This is a genomic window from Streptomyces sp. NPDC005648, assembly GCF_040605395.1.
Classification (GTDB): Bacteria; Actinomycetota; Actinomycetes; order Streptomycetales; family Streptomycetaceae; genus Streptomyces.
Map to the genome: position 1 here is coordinate 11,144 of NZ_JBEXCS010000067.1, position 17,643 is coordinate 28,786.

The following is a 17,643-nucleotide window of genomic DNA, read 5'->3' on the forward strand; positions in this document are numbered from 1 at the left end:
CGGTGAAAGCCGGGAGCTCTTGGGCGACCCGGTGAAGCTCTCAGGTCGAGATGACAGAGGGGGAGGCCGTTCGGGTACCCGTGCCGTGGTGCCCCTCGAAGGTCGTCAGACCAGGAGGCCTCCGCAATGACCGCCCACCGCATTCCGCTCGCCGAGCTCGAGCAGGGTATTCGCTTCGAACAGCGCCATATCGGGCCCGACCAGGAAGCCCGCGCCAAGATGCTCGCGCAGGTCGGGTACGGCTCGCTGGACGAGCTCACCGCCGCCGCGGTGCCGGATGTGATCAAGAACGCCGATGACGTCCTGAAGCTGCCGGGCGCGCGTACCGAGGCCGAGGTGCTCGCCGAGCTGCGTTCGCTCGCCGACCGGAACCAGGTGCTCGGGTCCATGATCGGGCTCGGGTACTACGGCACCTTCACCCCGCCCGTCATCCTGCGCAACGTCATGGAGAATCCCGCCTGGTACACGGCGTACACGCCGTACCAGCCCGAGATCTCCCAGGGGCGGCTCGAAGCGCTCCTCAACTTCCAGACCGTGGTAGCCGACCTCACCGGGCTCCCCACCTCCGGTGCCTCGCTGCTCGACGAGGGGACCGCCGCCGCCGAGGCCGTGGCGCTGTCCCGGCGGATGGGGAAGAACAAGAAGGGCCTCTTCCTCGTCGACGCGGACGCGCTGCCGCAGACCATCGCCGTGATCGAGACCCGCGCCGAGCCGACCGGCGTGGAGATCGTCGTCGCCGATCTGAGCGACGGGATCCCGGCCGAGATCGCCGCACGGGAGATCAACGGCGTGCTCATCCAGTACCCCGGCGCCTCCGGTGCCGTACGCGACATCAAGCCGGTCATCGACCAGGCGCACGAGCTGGGCGCCCTGGTCACCGTCGCCGCCGACCTGCTCGCGCTGACCCTGCTGAAGTCGCCGGGTGAGCTCGGGGCGGACATCGCGGTCGGTACGACGCAGCGGTTCGGTGTGCCGATGGGCTTCGGCGGGCCGCACGCGGGCTACATGGCCGTACAGGAGAAGTTCGCGCGGAGCCTGCCCGGGCGGCTCGTGGGGGTGTCCGTCGACGCGGACGGGCACAAGGCGTACCGGCTGGCGCTGCAGACCCGTGAGCAGCACATCCGCCGGGAGAAGGCCACCAGCAACATCTGTACCGCTCAGGTGCTGCTCGCCGTCATGGCCGGCATGTACGCCGTCTACCACGGGCCGGAGGGGCTGCGCACGATCGCGTGGCGCACCCACCGGTACGCCTCGATCCTGGCCGAAGGGCTGAGGGCCGGCGGCGTCGAGGTGGTGCACGGTTCCTGGTTCGACACGCTCACCGTGCGGGTCGCCGGGCGCGCCGCCGAGGTCGTCGCCGCCGCACGGGACAACGGGGTCAATCTGCACCTGGTCGACGCCGACCACGTCTCGATCGCGTGCGACGAGACCACCACGCGGGCCCAACTGGCCGCCGTATGGACGGCGTTCGGGCTGGAGGGGGACGTGGCCGCCCTGGACGCCGCGGCCGCGCAGGCGTTGCCTGAGGGGCTGCTGCGCAGCGACGAGTTCCTGGCCCACCCCGTCTTCCACCAGTACCGCTCCGAGACCGCGATGCTGCGGTACCTGCGGCGGCTGGCCGACCGGGACTACGCGCTGGACCGCGGCATGATCCCGCTGGGCTCCTGCACGATGAAGCTCAACGCGACCACCGAGATGGAGCCGGTCACCTGGCCCGAGTTCGGGCAGCTGCACCCCTTCGCGCCCGCCGAGCAGGCGCAGGGGTATCTGACGCTCATCCATGAGCTGGAGGAGCGGCTCGCCGAGGTCACCGGGTACGACAAGGTGTCGCTGCAGCCCAACGCCGGGTCGCAGGGCGAGCTGGCCGGTCTGCTCGCGGTGCGCGGGTACCACCGGGCCAACGGGGACGAGCAGCGGACCGTCTGCCTCATTCCGTCGTCCGCGCACGGGACGAACGCCGCGAGCGCCGTGATGGCCGGGATGAAGGTCGTCGTCGTGAAGACCGCCGAGGACGGCGAGATCGACGTCGAGGACCTGCGGGCGAAGATCGAGCAGTACCGCGACGAGCTGGCCGTGCTGATGATCACGTACCCCTCGACGCACGGTGTGTTCGAGGAGCATGTCGCCGACATCTGTGCCCAGGTGCACGAGGCGGGCGGCCAGGTCTACGTCGACGGCGCCAACCTCAACGCGCTGGTCGGGCTGGCCAAGCCCGGGCACTTCGGCGGTGACGTCTCCCATCTGAACCTGCACAAGACCTTCTGCATCCCGCACGGCGGCGGCGGTCCCGGCGTCGGTCCCGTGGGGGTACGGGCGCACCTGGCGCCGTATCTCCCGAACCACCCGCTGCAGCCCGCCGCCGGGCCGGAGACGGGGGTCGGGCCGATCTCCGCCGCGCCCTGGGGCTCGGCCGGGATACTGCCGATCTCCTGGGCCTACGTCCGGCTCATGGGCGGTGAGGGGCTGAAGCGGGCCACGCAGGTGGCCGTGCTCTCCGCCAACTACATCGCCAAGCGGCTCGAACCGCACTACCCCGTGCTCTACACCGGCCCCGGCGGGCTGGTCGCGCACGAGTGCATCATCGATCTGCGGCCGCTCACCAAGGCCACCGGGGTGTCGGTGGACGACGTGGCCAAGCGGCTCATCGACTACGGGTTCCACGCGCCGACGATGTCGTTCCCGGTGGCCGGCACGCTGATGATCGAGCCGACCGAGTCCGAGGACCTCGTCGAGCTGGACCGGTTCTGCGAGGCGATGATCGCCATTCGGGCGGAGATCGAGAAGGTGGGCGCGGGCGAGTGGCCCGCGGACGACAATCCGCTGCGTGGCGCGCCGCACACCGCCGCCGCGCTGGGCGGGGAGTGGGAACACGCCTACTCGCGTGAGGAGGCCGTGTTCCCGCCCGGGGTCTCGGCCGCCGACAAGTACTGGCCGCCGGTACGGCGGATCGACCAGGCGTACGGTGACCGGAACCTGGTGTGCTCGTGCCCGCCGCTGGACGCGTACGAGGACTGAGGCCGAGGCAGCGGCTGAGGTGCGGGGCCCCGCTTCGGCGGGGCCTTTGCCGTGACGGGCTATGCCGTCGCGAGGGAGACCTCCGTCGACTTGATCAACGCGACGACCGGTGTGCCCGAGGTCAGACCGAGGTCCTGAACGGCGTCTCTCGTGATGGCGGACGTCAACTCGCCTCCCTGCACGGCCACTTTGACCGAGGCCATGGCGCCGCCGGTGGAGACGTCGGTGACGGTGCCGGGGATCTGGTTGCGGATGGAGAGGCCCTCGACCGGGGCAGTGGCCAGGGAGACCTCCGTCGACTTCACCAGGGCGCGGACGGCGGTGCCGTCGGTGAGGCCGAGTTCCTCGACCGACTCCAGGGTGATCGCGGCGGTGATGTCCTGGCCACCGGTGAGGCGGACCTTGACGGTGGCCATCACCTCGCCGGGGGTGACCGAGGTGACGGTGCCGGGGATCTGGTTGCGGATGCTCAGGGTCATGGGCTCAACCTAGGCCCCTGCACGGCTCATGCCGGGTATGCGTGGGTCTGCGTCGCCTTGACCGTCGCCCAGACCGGTGCACCGGGGCGCAGATCGAGTTCGGCGGCGGCGACCGTGGTGAGGTCGGCGGCGAGGGGGAGTTCGCCGGTGAGGGCGGCGCGGATCTGGTCGCCGTGGGTCTCCAGGCCGGCCACCTCGCAGCGCCAGTGGTTGCGGGCGCTGGAGCCGGTGGGCGGGTCGCGGAAGAGGGTGACGGCGCTGGGCGGGAACGCCACGAAGACGGGGCCGGAGAGGTGCTCGGTCGTGGTGATGTCCGGGCCGGCCTCCAGGTGGACGGTGTGGCCGTCGGCCTTGCCCTTGTAGAGATTCAGACCGACCAGTTGGGCGATGTAGTCGGTGCGGGGGTGGCGGGCGATGTCGGATGGGGTGCCCTCCTGCACGACCCTGCCGTGCTCGACGACCACCAGGCGGTCGGCCAGCACCATGGCGTCCAGCGGATCGTGGGTGACGAGTACGGCCACCGCCTCGAAGTCGGCGAGGTGGCGGCGGAGTTGGGCGCGTACGTCGAGGCGGGTACGGGCGTCCAGGGCGGCGAGGGGTTCGTCGAGGAGGAGCAGACGGGGGTTGGTGGCGAGGGCCCGGGCCAGGGCCACGCGCTGGGCCTGGCCGCCGGAGAGGCGGCGGGGCTTGGCGGTGGCGTGGTCGGTGAGGTTCATACGGGCCAGCCATGCGGCGGCCTGGGCTCGGGATTCGGCCTTGGTGGCACCCTGGCAGCGGGGGCCGAAGGCGACGTTGTCGAGGGCCGTGAGGTGGGGGAAGAGGAGGTAGTCCTGGAATACGACGCCTACGGGGCGGGATTCGGGGGGTGTGCGGGTGAGGTCGGTGCCGTCCAGGTGGAGATGGCCGGAGGTGAGGGGGGTGAGGCCGGCCAGGGCTCGTAGGGCGGTGGTCTTGCCGGCACCGTTGGGGCCGAGGAGGGCGAGGACTTCGCCGGGAGTGGCTGTGAGGGTGATGTCCAGGTGGAAGCGGGGGTGGGTTACTACTAGGTGGGCGTCTAGGGCGGGGTTTGTCGGCGGGTGCGGGTGCGGGTGCGGGTGCGGGTGCGGGTGCGGGGTGGGGGCCCGGCCTTCGGCCGGGATCGTGTTCCCACCCGCACCACCCGTGCGACTTTCGTGGTCAGGTGCCGGTGGCCCCTGTGGGGGCTGGGCGCCGTCGGCGGCTGCGGGATCGTGGGCCGTGGGGGCGGTATTGGGGGCCGCGGCTGCTGCGGCTGGGGGGGTGTTGGGCGTCGCCGTGGTGTCGGCTTGGAGAGTTGGGTCCGTTTGGTCTTGGTTTTTCATGACGGTGTCATCCAGCGGTCCCGCAGGCCGGCCAGCACCGCGATCGAGACTGCCAGGAGGACCAGGCTGAGGGCGATCGCTGCTTCCGGGTTGTTCTGGAGGGCCAGGTAGACGGCGAGGGGCATGGTCTGGGTGCGGCCCGGGAAGTTGCCGGCGAAGGTGATCGTCGCCCCGAACTCACCCAGGGCCCGGGCCCAGGCCAGGACCGCGCCCGCGGCGATGCCCGGGGCGATCAGCGGGAGGGTGACCCGGCGGAACGCGGTGAAGCGGGACGCGCCCAGGGTGGTGGCCGCCTCCTCGTAGCGCGGGTCCGCCGCACGCAGGGTGCCCTCGACGCTGATGACCAGGAACGGCATCGCCACGAAGGCCTCGGCGACCACCACGCCGGTCGTGGTGAAGGGGAGCGTGATGCCGAACCAGGAGTCCAGCCACCGGCCGACGACGCCGTTGCGGCCGAGGGCCAGGAGGAGGGCGACGCCGCCGACGACCGGGGGGAGGACCAGGGGGAGGGTCACCAGGGCCCGTACCAGCCCTCGGCCCGGGAAGTCCGCGCGGGCCAGCAGCCAGGCGAGGGGGACGCCGATCACCAGGCTCACCGCCGTCGCCGCTGTGGCGCAGAACAGGGACAGCCGGAGAGCCTGCCAGACCTCGGCGCTGGTCAGCTGGTCGGGGAGGGTGCTCCACGGGGCCCGTACCAGGAGGGCGACCAGGGGGAGCAGAAGGAAGGCCAGGCCCAGGAGGGCGGGGAGGAGGAGAGGGAGGGGGACGGATGACTGGCGCGGACGGCCGCCGGTCTTGCGGACATGCCCCCGCCGCGGCCCGCCCTCCAGGGTGTCGGCCGCGGCGTCGGGCTTGTCGGTGGGGGTCACGGCTTGAGGAACCCGGCCTCGGTCAGGACCTTCTGGCCCTCCGCGGACTGCACGAGGGCGATGAACTCCTTGGCCGCCGCCGCGTTGGGGGCGTCCTTGAGGAGGACGATCGGGTACGCGTTGACGGCGCCCGCGGACTCGGGGAACTCCACGCCCTGGACCTTGCTGCCGGCGGCCTTCACATCCGTCTTGTAGACGACGGCCGCGTCGGCCTCCTTCAGCTCCACCTTCGTCAGGGCGCTCTTGACGTCCTGCTCGTAGGAGACCGGGGTCAGCTTCAGCTTGGCGGCGGTCAGGGCCTTCTGGGCGGCGGCACCGCACGGCACCGTCTTGTCGCACAGCACGACCTTCAACGAGGACTTGGTGAGGTCCTTCAGGGACGAGACCTTGTCGGGGTTGCCCGGCAGGGTGGCGATCTCCAGCTGGTTGCGGACGAATGTGGCCGGCGTCCCCACCGCGTCGTTCTTGTCGGTCACGATCTTCATCGTCTTGGGGCTGGCGGCCGCGAAGACGTCGGCCGGGGCGCCGCCCGTGATGCTCGCGGCCAGCGTGTCGCTGCCGCCGAAGTTGAAGGTGACCTTGGTGCCCGGGTGCTCCTTCTCGAACTCCTTGCCCAGCGCCGTGAAGCTCTCCTGGAGGGAGGCGGCCGCGAAGACGGTGACCGTTCCGGACAGCTTCGACGAGGAGGACGAGGAGGACGAGGACGACGCCGACGACGAGGTGTCGGACTTCGTGGAGTTCGAGCCGGAGTCGGACGAGGAGCAGGCGGTCAGGGCCAGCAGCGCGGCGACTCCTGTGCCGGCCACCTGCAGGGTCCGGCGGGTCCGGCGCGTGGAACGGGTCATCACGGGTCTACTCCCTCGGTTCACTCCGTGGAGGGACGTCGAGCCCCTCCCATATGCCGATCATACTGGCGCATATGCGAGGTGTAAGTCTCCTGTGGCATCGCATGAGCTGGAGTAATGGCTTTGTGAGGTGGCATGTGCGTTTGCACGGAACCCGAGGTGCCGGTGGGTCAGGTGCGGTCGATGTGGACGTTCGTCGACTTGACCCGGGCCGTGGCCTCCATGCCGACCTCCAGGCCCAGTTCCTCCACGGCCTCGCGGGTGAGCAGGGAGACCAGCCGGTGCGGGCCCGCCTGGATCTCGACCTGGGCGGCCACATCGCCGAGCTTGATGGCGGTGACGATCCCGGGGAAGGCGTTGCGGACCGAGGTGTACGGCGCTTCCTCCTCGGTGCTGCCGGCCTTGGCCAGTTCGACGGAGAACGCCGCCAGGTCACGGCCGTCGATGAGACGGCGTCCGCCCTCGTCGCGGTGGGTGGCCACCCGTCCCGCGTCCGCCCAGCGGCGCGCGGTGTCGGGGCTGACGCCGAGCAGCCGTGCTGCCTGGCCGATCGTGTAGCTCTGCATGCCGATCACGATAGGGCCGTGAACGCGCCCTCGCGGACAGAGGGTTGAGTCTTGGGTATAACGCGATATAGCGTTAGTCCATGACGTCGGAGGGGGGCGTGGACATGGCCGGTGAGCTGTCGCGGGGTGGTGCGGTGTCCGGCGCCGCCGCCTCGCTCGCACTGAGGGCCTCGCACGCGGATCGCGACCGGGTCGTCGAGGCGCTGAGCACAGCCGCCGGCGACGGCCGGCTGACCGCCGAGGAACTCGACGAGCGGGTGGAGGCGGCCCTGTCCGCCCGGACGGTGGGGGAGCTGGCCGTCCTGACGACCGACCTGCCGACCGAGGCCGCGGGGAGACCGGTCCAGGTGAAGGACGTGGCGCGGATCCGGCAGCGCGGCGGCTCGGCTCGGAGGGGCGACGGCTGGGTGGTGCCGCGACGGCTGGAGATCGAGTCGGAGTGGGGTGACGTGACGCTCGACCTGACCGACGCGGTGATCACGTACGACACCCTGCGCATCGACCTGGACATGCGCGGTGGTGTGCTGAAGCTGCTGACCCGGCCGGGAATCGTGGTGGACACCGACGGCCTGGAGCTGGGCTTCGCCAAGGTCAGGGCCCGGTCGGCCGGGGAGCGGGGCGTGCCCGTCGAGTTGCGGGTCGAGATACACGGCCGCAAGGACTTCGGACGGGTGGTCGTACGGCCGCAGCGGCGGGCGTTCGCCAGGAGAGACCCGGCGCGCTGAGGGGCGCGGTACTTCCGTGCCCCCGGCGCAGGACGCCGCCCCGATCCCGCTCAGCCCGTGTGCACCCGCGGTCGGCGGGGGCGGTCCGGCTCCGCCTCGCGCAGTACCTCCCGGGTGACCGGGGCGACCTCGCCCTGGCCGAAGAGGAAGAAGCGCAGGAAGTTGGCGAAGGGGCTGCCCTCGGTCCACTCGAAGTACATGTGCGGGGTGCAGCCGGTCGAGTCGCGGACGTGGAGGAGCAGGGCCGCCAGTGCGTTGGGGATGGAGGAGGACTCCAGTGTCAGCACGCGGTAGCGGTTGTGCAGGACCTCGCCGCGCACCTTCAGGCCGGCCTCGAACTCGGAGGGGTCGGTGACCGTCACCTCGACGAAGACGAAGTCCTCGCCGGGGATGTCGTTGTCCTCCCGGATCTGCTGGATCTTGTCGCGGTACTCGGCCTTGTCCCGCTGGTCGGGCTCGTTGGCGATGAAGCGGATCTTGCGGCTGGACATGTCCCGGATGAATCGTTCCGCCATGTCGTCGAGCTCGACATGGGTGACGCGCAGCTCGAAGGCGCGGGCCAGCCGGGACAGCAGGGAGACCAGGATGATGCCGGCGATGAAGCAGGCGCCGATCTTGACGCCGTCGGGGCGTTCGACGACGTTCGCGCCGGTGACGTAGAGCAGGACCGCCGAGACGACGCCGAAGGCGATGGTCCAGCCGCGCTGCTGGGCGCGGCGGGCCGCGATGGTCACCGCGATCGCCGCCGAGGACATGAGGACCAGCACGCCGGTGGCGTAGGCGCCGCCCTGGGCGTCGACGTTCGCGTCGAAGATCCAGGTGACCAGGAAGGCGATCAGGGTGAAGACGATGACCATCGGGCGGACGGCGCGGGCCCAGTGCGGGGCCATGCCGTAGCGGGGCAGGTAGCGCGGCATCAGGTTGAGCAGGCCCGCCATGGCGGAGGCGCCGGCGAACCACAGGATGGCGATGGTCGAGATGTCGTAGACCGTGCCGAAGGCGTTGCCCAGGTACTCGTGGGAGAGGTAGGCGAGCGCGCGGCCGTTCGCCTGGCCGCCGGACTTGAACTCCTTCTCCGGGATCAGGACCGTGGTGATGAAGCTCGTGACGATCAGGAAGACGCTCATGATCACGGCGGCCGCCGTGAGGAGCTTCTTGGTGTCGCGGATACGGCCCTTGGGGTTCTCGTCGGTGTCACCCGGGTCGCCCTGGACATGGGGCATGACCGCGACGCCGGTCTCGAAGCCGGACAGACCGAGGGCCAGCTTCGGGAAGACCAGCAGCGAGACGCCGATCATGGCGAAGACGTTGCCGTGCTCGGCGGTCAGGGCGTTGGACCAGTCGGTGACCACATGGCCCTCGGTGGCGACATGCCACAGGCCGACGACCACGACGACGGCGTTGAGCGCCAGATAGGCCACGACCAGGGCGACCGCGACGCCGATGGCCTCCAGGAAGCCCTTGAGGAAGACCGCGCCGAGCAGGGCGACCAGGACCAGTGTGATGATCATCTGCTGGCCGTGCAGCACGCTGGTCAGATGCGGGTTCTCCACCATGTGGGTGGCCGCGTCCGCCGCCGACAGCGTGATGGTGATCAGGAAGTCGGTCGCCGCGAAACCGAGCAGGGTCAGGACGAACAGCTTGCCCTTCCAGAACGACAGCAGGCGCTCCAGCATGGCGATCGAGCCCTCGCCGTGCGGGCTCTCCTCGGCCACCCGCCGGTAGACCGGCAGCGCGCCGGCCAGGGTCACGATCACCAGGACGACGGTCGCCACCGGTGACAGGAGACCGGCGGCCAGTGCCGCGATGCCGGGCTGGTAGCCGAGGGTCGAGAAGTAGTCCACACCGGTCAGGCACATCACCCGGTACCAGCGCTGTCCCTTGTGGGCCGGCTCCGGCTCGGCGTGCGGGGCCTGCTGGACACCCTTGCCCATGTCGGACAGACCCTGCAGCATCCAGGCGCGCAGGCGACTGGGAGGCGGGTGCTCGGTGGTGGCCATCGGCGTGCTCCTGGAGTGCGGCTCAGCGTGTGGGTTCCGGCCATCACGCGGACGGCGGAATCAGCGTAAGCGGAGAGTGACGCGCGGGCCCACGGATGGAGGGGACGCAGGCGTCAAGCTTCCGTTAAGACTGCCTGCTCGGAGTCATCGGGCGGTGAAATGAGGCCTGTGGTGGGATACAGGCGGATTAGGCCGAGTGATGGACGGGCTGTCGCCGACGAGAGGCGGACACCCTGTGTCATGGGAGTCGCCGACGCGGACCTCTCCGATGGCCGGAACCGGTCGCGGACCGAGCGGCGCGGGGGCGGGTGATCTTCCGCCGGCCGCCTCCGACAGCGGGTCAGGCGTCCGTGAGACGGGCCTCCTCCAGGTCCAGGGAGCGCTGGAGGCGTCTGCGGGTGGTGTCGCTGATGGCGTGCTCGTCGTAGAGAGCGCTGGAGTTCGAGGGCCTCCACGCCGATGAGGTCGCGACGGAGCCGGCGGTGGACGAGGTCGGCGGACTCTGCCGGTGCCGCCCGGCCGTTGTGGTCGGTGAGGCGGTCGCGGGCGTCGTCGAGGCGGGCCGTGAGACCGCGGCGGAGGCGGTCGATGGCGACGTCGGGCACGGCCTCCAGCTCCGAGAGCTCCGAGAGCTCGTCGAGGCGGCGGATGCCGGCGTCGGCGAGACGGCAGCGGGCGGAAGCCTCCTCGCGCTCGGTGTGATCGGGTTCGAGGGCTATACCGGAGCGGCGGACGACCGGGGCCGGCACCACGAGTGCGAGAACCGTTCCGACGCCACGCATGCCGCCCCCTGGATTGCGAAGGGGGCCACCACGGCACCCTGCCGGCCAGACTTCCCGGCACACCGCTTTCACCCTGTCCCGTCGCGGCGTGCGGCGGCGTCGGCGGTGCGGTGGGCTGACCTGGTCTTCTTGGCGTGTTCTTGATTCATTCTTTGGCAGTTGTCAGGTGCACGGCCGGAACAGTCCCGCCGTCCCCGGCCGTTCTGCCTCTTGTGACGTCAACTCTCCCCGTCCGTACGGATTCCGGACAGCGAGCACAGCACATGATCATCTGCGGCGACGACGGACTCGCGCACCGGCTCGCCGTCGAACTGGACGGTGTGTGCGGCGAGATCGTCACCGTCGTGCTGCCCTCGGCGGGCGACGAGCACGGCGCCCGGATCGCCGCGCTGCACCGCGACCCCGACTCACCGGTGGAACTCCAGCTCTCCGCGCGGCCCGACGAACGCACCCTGCGAGCGGCCGGCGTGGACCGGGCCGCCGCCCTCGCCCTCACCTACCGGGACGACCAGGTCAACATGACCGCCGCTCTGCTGGCCCGTACCATCAACCCCTCGGTCCGGCTGGTCATACGGATGTTCAACCGGGAGCGCGGCCGCCATCTGGAACGGCTCCTGGACCGGGCGGCCGGCCTGTGCGACGACCCCGCCCAGGACACCTCCACGACCGTGCTCTCCGACGCCGACACCGCCGTACCGGAACTCGTGGCGGCCGCCGCCGTGGGCCACGGCCACACCCCCCAGGTCGAGGGCAAGGTCTTCCGCGGTGTCGTACGGGCCGCGGGGGCGCCGGCGCAGGCGACCGACCTCTCCACCCTGGCCGTACTGTCCGGCGCCCATCCGGACGACCCGGCGAGCCAGGACAGCGCGGAGGCGCCGGGGGAGGACGGCATCCAACTGCTCCCCGACACCCGGACCGCGTACCACCGGCAGTTCACGCACGGACGGCTGATGCTGGAGGAGATCAGCGGGGACGCGACCGAGGCGGCCGTGCGCAGGCTGCGGCTGCATCCCCGCACCTGGTTGCGGGCGCGGCTCGGGCATCTGCCCTGGCGGGTGTTCCTCTCCCATCAACTCGCCGCCGTCTACGGGGCGTTGGGCGCCATGGTCGTGGCGTTGTCGACCGCCACCGCGCTCTTCGCCGACGAGCATCCGTGGTGGAAGAACTTCTATCTGCCGCTGCTGGACATCTTCACCATGGGCGACCCGGCCACCGATGAACCGGTCGCCCGTCGCATCCTCCAACTCCTCGCCGGTTTCGTGGGGTTGGCGGTTCTCCCGCTTGTCGTCGCGGCGACCGTGAACGCCACCGAGGCCTTCCGTACCGCCTCCGCCAACCACCCGCCCGACGACGACGTGAACGGCCATATCGTCCTCGTCGGCCTCGGCATGGTCGGCACCAGGGTGCTGGCCCGACTGCGCGCCGCCGACCACCAGGTGGTCGCCATCGAGAAGGACCCGCACGCCCGTGGCGTCCCCCTCGCCCGCGAACTGGGCGTCCCGCTGATCCTGGACGACGCCACCGCCCCGAAGGTGCTGGACCTCGCCCGCGTCCGGCACAGCCGCTCACTGCTCGTGCTCACCCGTGACGACGGCCAGAACCTAGACATCGTCATGGCCGTCCGGGAGACCAACCCCGCCGTCCGCGTGGTGACCCGGCTCTACGACGACGGGTTCGCCGCGACCGTCCAGCGCACCCTGCGCGCCTCCTACCCGGACGCCCTGACCCGGAGCAGAAGCGTTTCGGCCCTGGCCGCGCCCTCGTTCGCCGCCGCGATGATGGGCCGGCATGTGCTCGGGGTGATGCCGGTGGAGCGGGGCTCGCTGCTGTTCACCTGCGTGGACGTGGCCGGGCATCCCGAACTGGAGGGGCGGTCCGTGCACGAGGCGTTCCGGGAGAACGCGTGGCGGGTGCTGGCCGTGGGCGCGGCCGCCGGACCGCTCCCGGCGGCCTCGGCCAGCGACAGCCTCACCGGACTGCGCCCCGACCGCACGGAGTTCGACTGGCGTCCGGCACAGGCGCGGGTGCTGAGGGCGGGCGACCGGGTGGTGCTGGCCACGACTCGGCGGGGGCTGGACATACTGATGACGGGGGTGCCTCGGCGTTCGGGGGAGTGAGGGGGAACGGGTGCGGGGGGACGGGGGAGCAGTGAGGGGGGCGAGGTGAGGGGCGCGGCGGGCGGTGCGAGGCGCGGGGTGCGGGGTGAGATGAGGGGCGAGGGGTGAGAAGTGAGGGAGGGGGGTGCGGAATCGTCACTTCAGGTCGGAGACCTCGAACACCGTGCGGGCCGTCTCGCGTTCCACCCGGTCCGCGATCCGCTGCAGCGCGGTAGCCCCGCACAGCAGGGTGCCCAGTGCGAGTGATCTGCGGGCGTCCTGGTGGAGCCGGTGCCAGAGGTCGGGGTTGTCGACCAGGACCCGGGGGTCGAGTTCGACGCGTTCGCCGAAGACGTCCCGGAAGACCAGTCGCTGTGTGATTCCCTCCAGGCAGCGCACGGACACCAGGAGGTCGGTGCGGACTCTGCGGGTGCGCAGCAGCCGGCGTGAGGTCAGCCAGCCCTCGCCGGCCCGGATGCGGTCCGGGCAGAGCGCGAGGAACAGCAGCGCAGCGAGCGCGATCCACAGGGCGCCCCGCCGGGCGGACAGGGTGTCCGCACCCCAGTCGATCAGGAACAGCAGGGCCGGCAGTACGACCGCGCAGCGGCCGGCGCTCACCAGATCCCCCGCCCAGCGACGGTCGTGGACCGCCTGCCCGGAGGCGCCGGGTCGCTGATTGCTCGCGTCGTCGCGCTGTCCCATACGTCCGACGCTAGAGACCGCGCGTGGTGATCGAACGGCCCTTGACGGGACCCATACGCCCCGGCCCCTCCTTCTTGACGCTCGGCAGCGACCGGCAGCGACCAGCAGCGACCGGCGGCCCGTCGCGTGGGTCCACCCCGGCCCGGCAGGCCGAACCCCGTACGGGTCACCGCTCCGGAGGGTGGGATCCCGCGTCACGCGTCCTGTGACCCCGGCGCCCTGAGCACATCGCTCACGTCCAGCCGCAGCCGCCACGCGTTGCGACGACGCACCGCCGCCAGTTCCGACTCCAGCGGCGACGGAGGTACCGCCAGGACCGGGCAGGTGGCGTGGGTCAGGCAGTAGCGGCTCGTCGAGCGGGAGAGGGCGCGGTGCAGTACGCCGCGGCGGCCGGTGCCGACGACCAGCACATCGCTCTCGCGGTCGGCGGTGGCGACCAGCACGGGGCCGGGTGCGCCCCGGACGACGAGCGCGTGCACCGGCACCGACGGACCGGTCTCGCCGAAGACGTCCGCCAGGGCCGCGGCCAGCCGCCGGCGTGCCAGGCGCGGCCACTCCATGACCACCAGAGCCGGCGCGGTCGTACGGTACGCCGCCGACGCCCCGCCGGGCGGCTCCCATGCCAGCACCGGCCACAGCGCGGCGCCCCGGCGCCGGGCCTCCTCGGCGGCTCGCCCCAGCGCGGTGAGGCTGCCCAGCGAACCGCTCACACCCACCACGACCCGGTCGGGCGGGGTGCCGTCCACGGCGGACATGGCTCCCCTTTCTTCGTGACCCTCCTCCATCTCACTCCCGCCCGGGCCCGCTGACCACCCTCTGGTCAGAGGACACTCGCCCGGTTCCGTAAGGTTCGCCGCTCAGATCGAATGTTTCGGCATTTCCGGCGGAAGGTCGGTCCTCGAACCCCCTCAAGTCCCCCGATCGCCCGGCCCTTGCTCGCAGATTCACCGTGCACAAGGGGTTGCCACTGCTTGGAAGCTGTCTCTAGGGTGCGGCAACAGCGAAGCTTTCTGGATCAACTCCGAAACTTTCGGACTCAAGGAGCGCATGATGGGCGATCGGGCACTGTCCCGCCGCGGCTTCCTGGCGGCCTCCGCCGCGGCCGGTCTGGGCATGACGGCACTGAGCGCGTGCGGCGGCGACTCGGACGGCGGGTCCTCGGACGGGACGACCACGATCGAGTGGTGGAACATCTCCACGACCGAGCCGACCAAGACGGTCTGGGCCGGTCTGGCCAAGAAGTTCGAGGCCCAGAACCCCAAGGTGAAGATAAAGATCGTCCAGCTGGAGAACGACGCGTACAAGTCGAAGATGACGGCGCTGACCGCCTCCGGGAAGCTTCCGGACATCTTCCACACCTGGGGCGGGGGAGTACTGCAGCAACAGGTGGACGCCGGGCTCGTCGAGGACCTCACCGACCGGACCAAGCCCTGGGTCGACGGTCTGCTGTCGGTCGCCAAGCAGCCGTACATCCTCGACAAGAAGACGTACGGCATCCCGTTCGACATCGGCATGATCGGCTTCTGGTACAACAAGGCGCTCTTCAAGCAGGCCGGCATCAGCACCCCGCCCACCACCTGGAGCGGCTTCCTCGACGCGGTCGGCAAGCTCAAGGCGAAGAACATCACGCCCATCGCCCTGGCCGGCAAGGAGAAGTGGCCGGCCATGTACTACTGGGCCTACCTCGCCATGCGCACCGCCGGCATCGACGCCCTGCAGAAGGCCGACGAGAACAAGGACTTCAGCGATCCCGGGCTGATCCAGGCCGGACAGCACCTCAAGGACCTCGTCAAACTCCAGCCGTTCCAGAAGGGGTTCCTCGGCGCCTCCTACTCCACGCCCACCGGCCAGGCGGCCACCATGGGCAACGGCAAGGCGGCCATGGAGCTCATGGGCCAGTGGGCCCCGGTCGTCGAGGCCGACTCCGGCAAGGGACTCGGCTCGAACCTCGGCTTCTTCCCCTTCCCGGCCGTCGAGGGCGGCAAGGGCGCCATCACCGAGGTGTTCGGCGGAGGCGGCGGACACGCGCTGCGCAAGGGCGCCCCGCAGGCCGCCGTCGACTTCCTGAAGTTCTTCGCCTCCGAGGCCACCGACCTCGAACTGGTCAAGAAGACCAATACCCTACCGATCGTCCCCGGCGCCGAGAAGGCCCTCTCCGACCCCAACACCAAGGCCGTACAGGCCCAGTTGAAGGCCGCCACCGGCTTCCAGCTCTACCTCGACCAGGCCTACGCGCCCGCCGTCGGCCAGGAGGTCAACGACAGCGTCACCGCGCTGATCGCCGGCTCCAAGTCCCCCGAGCAGGTCACGCAGTCGATCACCAAGACCGCGAAGGAAGCGTAGTAGCCGGCGATGACCTCCACTTTCCTCCCGGACAGGCGGACGGACTCCGACGTCGCCCGCACCTCCCCGACGGCGGCGTCGGCCCGGGGACGGGCGCGTCGGCGCCTGGTGAACTGGCTCACCGCGGTCGGCTTCCAGGTGCCCGCGCTGGTGCTGTTCATCGGCCTTGTCATCCTGCCGATGCTGTTCGCGCTGTACGCCGCCTTCTTCCGCTGGGGCGGCTTCGGCATGCCCTCCGACTACGTCGGCGGCGACAACTTCACCCGTCTCTTCCAGGACGACGTCTTCCTCGGCGACCTGTGGCGCTGTCTGCTCCTGATCGTCCTGTCGCTCGCCCTGCAACTGCCGTTCGCGCTCGCCATGGCCGTCGCCCTCAACCAGCGGCTGCGCGGCAGGGCCGTCTACCGGATGCTGTTCTTCGCCCCGTACGTCCTGTCCGAGGCCATCACCGGCGTGCTGTTCAGCATGATCTTCGCGCCCGACGACGGACTCGCCGACCATGTCCTCGGCTCCATCGGCCTGGGCGGCATCGGAGGTGAGTGGTTCGCCGACCCCTCGTACGTCATGGCGACCCTGTTCCTGGTCATGACCTGGAAGTACTTCGGCTTCCACATGATGCTCTACCTGGCCGGACTCCAGTCGATCCCGGCCGAGTTGACGGAGGCCGCCCTCATCGACGGGGCGGGCCCCTGGCAGCGCTTCCGCAACGTCACCCTCCCGCTGCTCGCGCCGACGCTCCGCATCAGCGTCTTCCTGTCCGTCATCGGGGCCATCCAACTCTTCGACCTGGTCTGGGTGATCACCCAGGGCGGCCCCGACCACCACTCCGAGACGATGGCCGTGACCATGTTCCAGTACGGCTTCAAGCGCTACCAGGTCGGCTACGCCAGCGCGATCAGCGTGGTCATGTTCGGCATCTGCCTCGTCTTCGCCCTCGCCTACCAGCGGTTCGTGCTCCGCCGCGACCTCGAGGGCGCCACCACCACGATGCGGGGGGACGGCAAGTGACCAGGAAGACCAAGGCAGTTCGGACCCTGCCGCTGCACGTCGTCCTCGTACTCGTCGGCGCGGTGATGGTCGTACCCCTGGTGTACGCGGCGCTGTCCGGCTTCAAGTCGACCGCCGAGCTCTCCAGCAACCCCTTCGGGCTGCCCGAGCACTGGCTGACCGGCAACTACACCGGCATCCTCGGCTCCGGCGACTTCTGGCGGCTGGTCGGCAACAGCACCCTGGTCGCGGTGGTGACGACCGTGATGGTGGTCGCCGTGTCCGCGCTCGCGGCCTTCTCCTTCGCCCGATTCGCCTTCCGCGGGCGGGAGGTGCTGTTCACCTTCTTCACGATGGGGCTGATGTTCCCCTTCGCGGTCGCCGCGCTCCCGCTGTTCCTGCTCCTGCGTTACCTGGACCTGCTGGACAACCCGCTCGGTGTGATCCTCCCGCAGGCCGCGTTCGGGCTGCCGATGACCATCATCATCCTGCGTGGCTTCTTCCGGCAGATCCCGGGCGAGCTGGAGGAGGCGGCCACCCTCGACGGCTGCAGTGCCTTCGGGTTCTTCTGGCGGGTGCTGCTCCCCATGGCGCGGCCGGCGCTCGGCACGGTCTCCGTGCTCGCCGTCGTCACCAGCTGGAACAACTTCTTCCTGCCGCTGCTGGTGTTCACGGACGCCAAGTGGTGGACGCTGCCGCTCGGCGTGGCCCAGTTCCAGGGGCAGTACTCGTCGGACTACGCCCGTGTCTTCGCCTATCTCGTCCTCGCGATGGTCCCCGCCCTCGCCTTCTACTCGGTCGCCGAGCGCCAGCTCGTCGGCGGCCTCACCGCCGGCGCGACGAAGGGATGACCCGCGCCCGCGGACGTACGGCCCCGCACCCCACCCCGTGAGG

The 17,643-nt window shown here is 70.6% G+C and carries 15 protein-coding genes; 7 read left to right on the plus strand and 8 right to left on the minus strand.

The window, feature by feature from the left end; translation table 11 throughout:
* Window positions 1-126 precede the first annotated feature (126 nt).
* Window positions 127-3,015: an aminomethyl-transferring glycine dehydrogenase gene (gene gcvP, locus ABZT17_RS31160; protein WP_356353665.1), complete on the plus strand. Its 2,889-nt coding sequence runs from the start codon at window positions 127-129 to the stop codon at window positions 3,013-3,015.
* A 59-nt stretch (window positions 3,016-3,074) separates the two neighbouring features.
* Here the strand turns inward: gcvP and ABZT17_RS31165 are convergent, their stop codons facing one another.
* From ABZT17_RS31165 to ABZT17_RS31185, 5 genes are all read right to left on the minus strand, one after another.
* Complete coding sequence (locus ABZT17_RS31165; RefSeq protein ID WP_356353666.1) at window positions 3,075-3,494, minus strand: TOBE domain-containing protein; 420 nt, start codon at window positions 3,492-3,494, stop codon at window positions 3,075-3,077.
* A gap of 26 nt (window positions 3,495-3,520) precedes the next feature.
* On the minus strand, window positions 3,521-4,633 hold the full coding sequence (locus ABZT17_RS31170) for an ABC transporter ATP-binding protein (protein ID WP_356353732.1): 1,113 nt from the start codon (window positions 4,631-4,633) through the stop codon (window positions 3,521-3,523).
* 197 nt (window positions 4,634-4,830) lie between these two features.
* Window positions 4,831-5,703 (minus strand): molybdate ABC transporter permease subunit, encoded by an 873-nt coding sequence (modB, locus tag ABZT17_RS31175; RefSeq protein WP_356353667.1) that lies wholly within the window; start codon window positions 5,701-5,703, stop codon window positions 4,831-4,833.
* Window positions 5,700-6,548: a molybdate ABC transporter substrate-binding protein gene (gene modA / locus ABZT17_RS31180; protein WP_356353669.1), complete on the minus strand. Its 849-nt coding sequence runs from the start codon at window positions 6,546-6,548 to the stop codon at window positions 5,700-5,702. Before modA ends, modB begins: the two co-directional genes overlap by 4 nt.
* Before the next feature lie 170 nt (window positions 6,549-6,718).
* Window positions 6,719-7,114 (minus strand): helix-turn-helix transcriptional regulator, encoded by a 396-nt coding sequence (locus ABZT17_RS31185; protein ID WP_356353671.1) that lies wholly within the window; start codon window positions 7,112-7,114, stop codon window positions 6,719-6,721.
* 80 nt (window positions 7,115-7,194) lie between these two features.
* Here ABZT17_RS31185 and ABZT17_RS31190 point away from each other — a divergent pair, with 80 nt between their 5' ends.
* Window positions 7,195-7,839, plus strand: coding sequence for a DUF1707 domain-containing protein (locus tag ABZT17_RS31190; RefSeq protein WP_356353673.1), 645 nt, complete (start codon window positions 7,195-7,197; stop codon window positions 7,837-7,839).
* Between the two features lie 50 nt (window positions 7,840-7,889).
* On the opposite strand, the gene ABZT17_RS31195 is transcribed toward ABZT17_RS31190, so the two are convergent.
* A complete protein-coding gene (locus ABZT17_RS31195) occupies window positions 7,890-9,839 on the minus strand; it encodes an amino acid transporter (protein ID WP_356353675.1) in 1,950 nt (649 codons plus the stop codon).
* 482 nt (window positions 9,840-10,321) lie between these two features.
* Between ABZT17_RS31195 and ABZT17_RS31200 the strand changes: the two genes are divergently transcribed.
* The gene (locus ABZT17_RS31200) at window positions 10,322-10,765 is read left to right on the plus strand and encodes a hypothetical protein (protein ID WP_356353677.1); all 444 of its coding nucleotides are present in this window, start codon (window positions 10,322-10,324) and stop codon (window positions 10,763-10,765) included.
* A gap of 119 nt (window positions 10,766-10,884) precedes the next feature.
* Entirely contained in the window at window positions 10,885-12,738 is a 1,854-nt protein-coding gene (locus tag ABZT17_RS31205; RefSeq protein ID WP_356353679.1) for an NAD-binding protein, read from the plus strand.
* A gap of 135 nt (window positions 12,739-12,873) precedes the next feature.
* On the opposite strand, the gene ABZT17_RS31210 is transcribed toward ABZT17_RS31205, so the two are convergent.
* Together ABZT17_RS31210 and ABZT17_RS31215 are read right to left on the minus strand one after the other, a co-directional pair.
* Window positions 12,874-13,419: a hypothetical protein gene (locus ABZT17_RS31210; protein ID WP_356353681.1), complete on the minus strand. Its 546-nt coding sequence runs from the start codon at window positions 13,417-13,419 to the stop codon at window positions 12,874-12,876.
* A 194-nt stretch (window positions 13,420-13,613) separates the two neighbouring features.
* Entirely contained in the window at window positions 13,614-14,174 is a 561-nt protein-coding gene (locus ABZT17_RS31215) for a universal stress protein (protein WP_356353683.1), read from the minus strand.
* 295 nt (window positions 14,175-14,469) lie between these two features.
* Between ABZT17_RS31215 and ABZT17_RS31220 the strand changes: the two genes are divergently transcribed.
* Genes ABZT17_RS31220 through ABZT17_RS31230 form a run of 3 tightly spaced genes read left to right on the plus strand, consistent with a single transcriptional unit; the run spans window position 14,470 to window position 17,600 of the window.
* A complete protein-coding gene (locus ABZT17_RS31220) occupies window positions 14,470-15,762 on the plus strand; it encodes an extracellular solute-binding protein (protein ID WP_356353685.1) in 1,293 nt (430 codons plus the stop codon).
* A 9-nt stretch (window positions 15,763-15,771) separates the two neighbouring features.
* Window positions 15,772-16,770, plus strand: a complete 999-nt coding sequence (locus ABZT17_RS31225; protein ID WP_356353687.1) for a sugar ABC transporter permease — start codon at window positions 15,772-15,774, stop codon at window positions 16,768-16,770.
* The gene (locus tag ABZT17_RS31230) at window positions 16,767-17,600 is read left to right on the plus strand and encodes a carbohydrate ABC transporter permease (protein ID WP_356353689.1); all 834 of its coding nucleotides are present in this window, start codon (window positions 16,767-16,769) and stop codon (window positions 17,598-17,600) included. The genes ABZT17_RS31225 and ABZT17_RS31230 overlap by 4 nt, the downstream gene beginning before the upstream one ends.
* Window positions 17,601-17,643 lie beyond the last annotated feature (43 nt).

What these genes read in the sequence shown, in the direction of transcription:
- gcvP (WP_356353665.1), top strand. Translation starts at nt 127, where the DNA reads ATGACCGCCCACCGCATTCCGCTCGCCGAGCTCGAGCAGGGTATTCGC.
- ABZT17_RS31165 (WP_356353666.1), bottom strand. Translation starts at nt 3,494, where the DNA reads ATGACCCTGAGCATCCGCAACCAGATCCCCGGCACCGTCACCTCGGTC.
- modA (WP_356353669.1), bottom strand. Translation starts at nt 6,548, where the DNA reads ATGACCCGTTCCACGCGCCGGACCCGCCGGACCCTGCAGGTGGCCGGC.
- ABZT17_RS31185 (WP_356353671.1), bottom strand. Translation starts at nt 7,114, where the DNA reads ATGCAGAGCTACACGATCGGCCAGGCAGCACGGCTGCTCGGCGTCAGC.
- ABZT17_RS31190 (WP_356353673.1), top strand. Translation starts at nt 7,195, where the DNA reads ATGACGTCGGAGGGGGGCGTGGACATGGCCGGTGAGCTGTCGCGGGGT.
- ABZT17_RS31195 (WP_356353675.1), bottom strand. Translation starts at nt 9,839, where the DNA reads ATGGCCACCACCGAGCACCCGCCTCCCAGTCGCCTGCGCGCCTGGATG.
- ABZT17_RS31205 (WP_356353679.1), top strand. Translation starts at nt 10,885, where the DNA reads ATGATCATCTGCGGCGACGACGGACTCGCGCACCGGCTCGCCGTCGAA.
- ABZT17_RS31210 (WP_356353681.1), bottom strand. Translation starts at nt 13,419, where the DNA reads ATGGGACAGCGCGACGACGCGAGCAATCAGCGACCCGGCGCCTCCGGG.
- ABZT17_RS31215 (WP_356353683.1), bottom strand. Translation starts at nt 14,174, where the DNA reads ATGTCCGCCGTGGACGGCACCCCGCCCGACCGGGTCGTGGTGGGTGTG.
- ABZT17_RS31220 (WP_356353685.1), top strand. Translation starts at nt 14,470, where the DNA reads ATGGGCGATCGGGCACTGTCCCGCCGCGGCTTCCTGGCGGCCTCCGCC.
- ABZT17_RS31225 (WP_356353687.1), top strand. Translation starts at nt 15,772, where the DNA reads ATGACCTCCACTTTCCTCCCGGACAGGCGGACGGACTCCGACGTCGCC.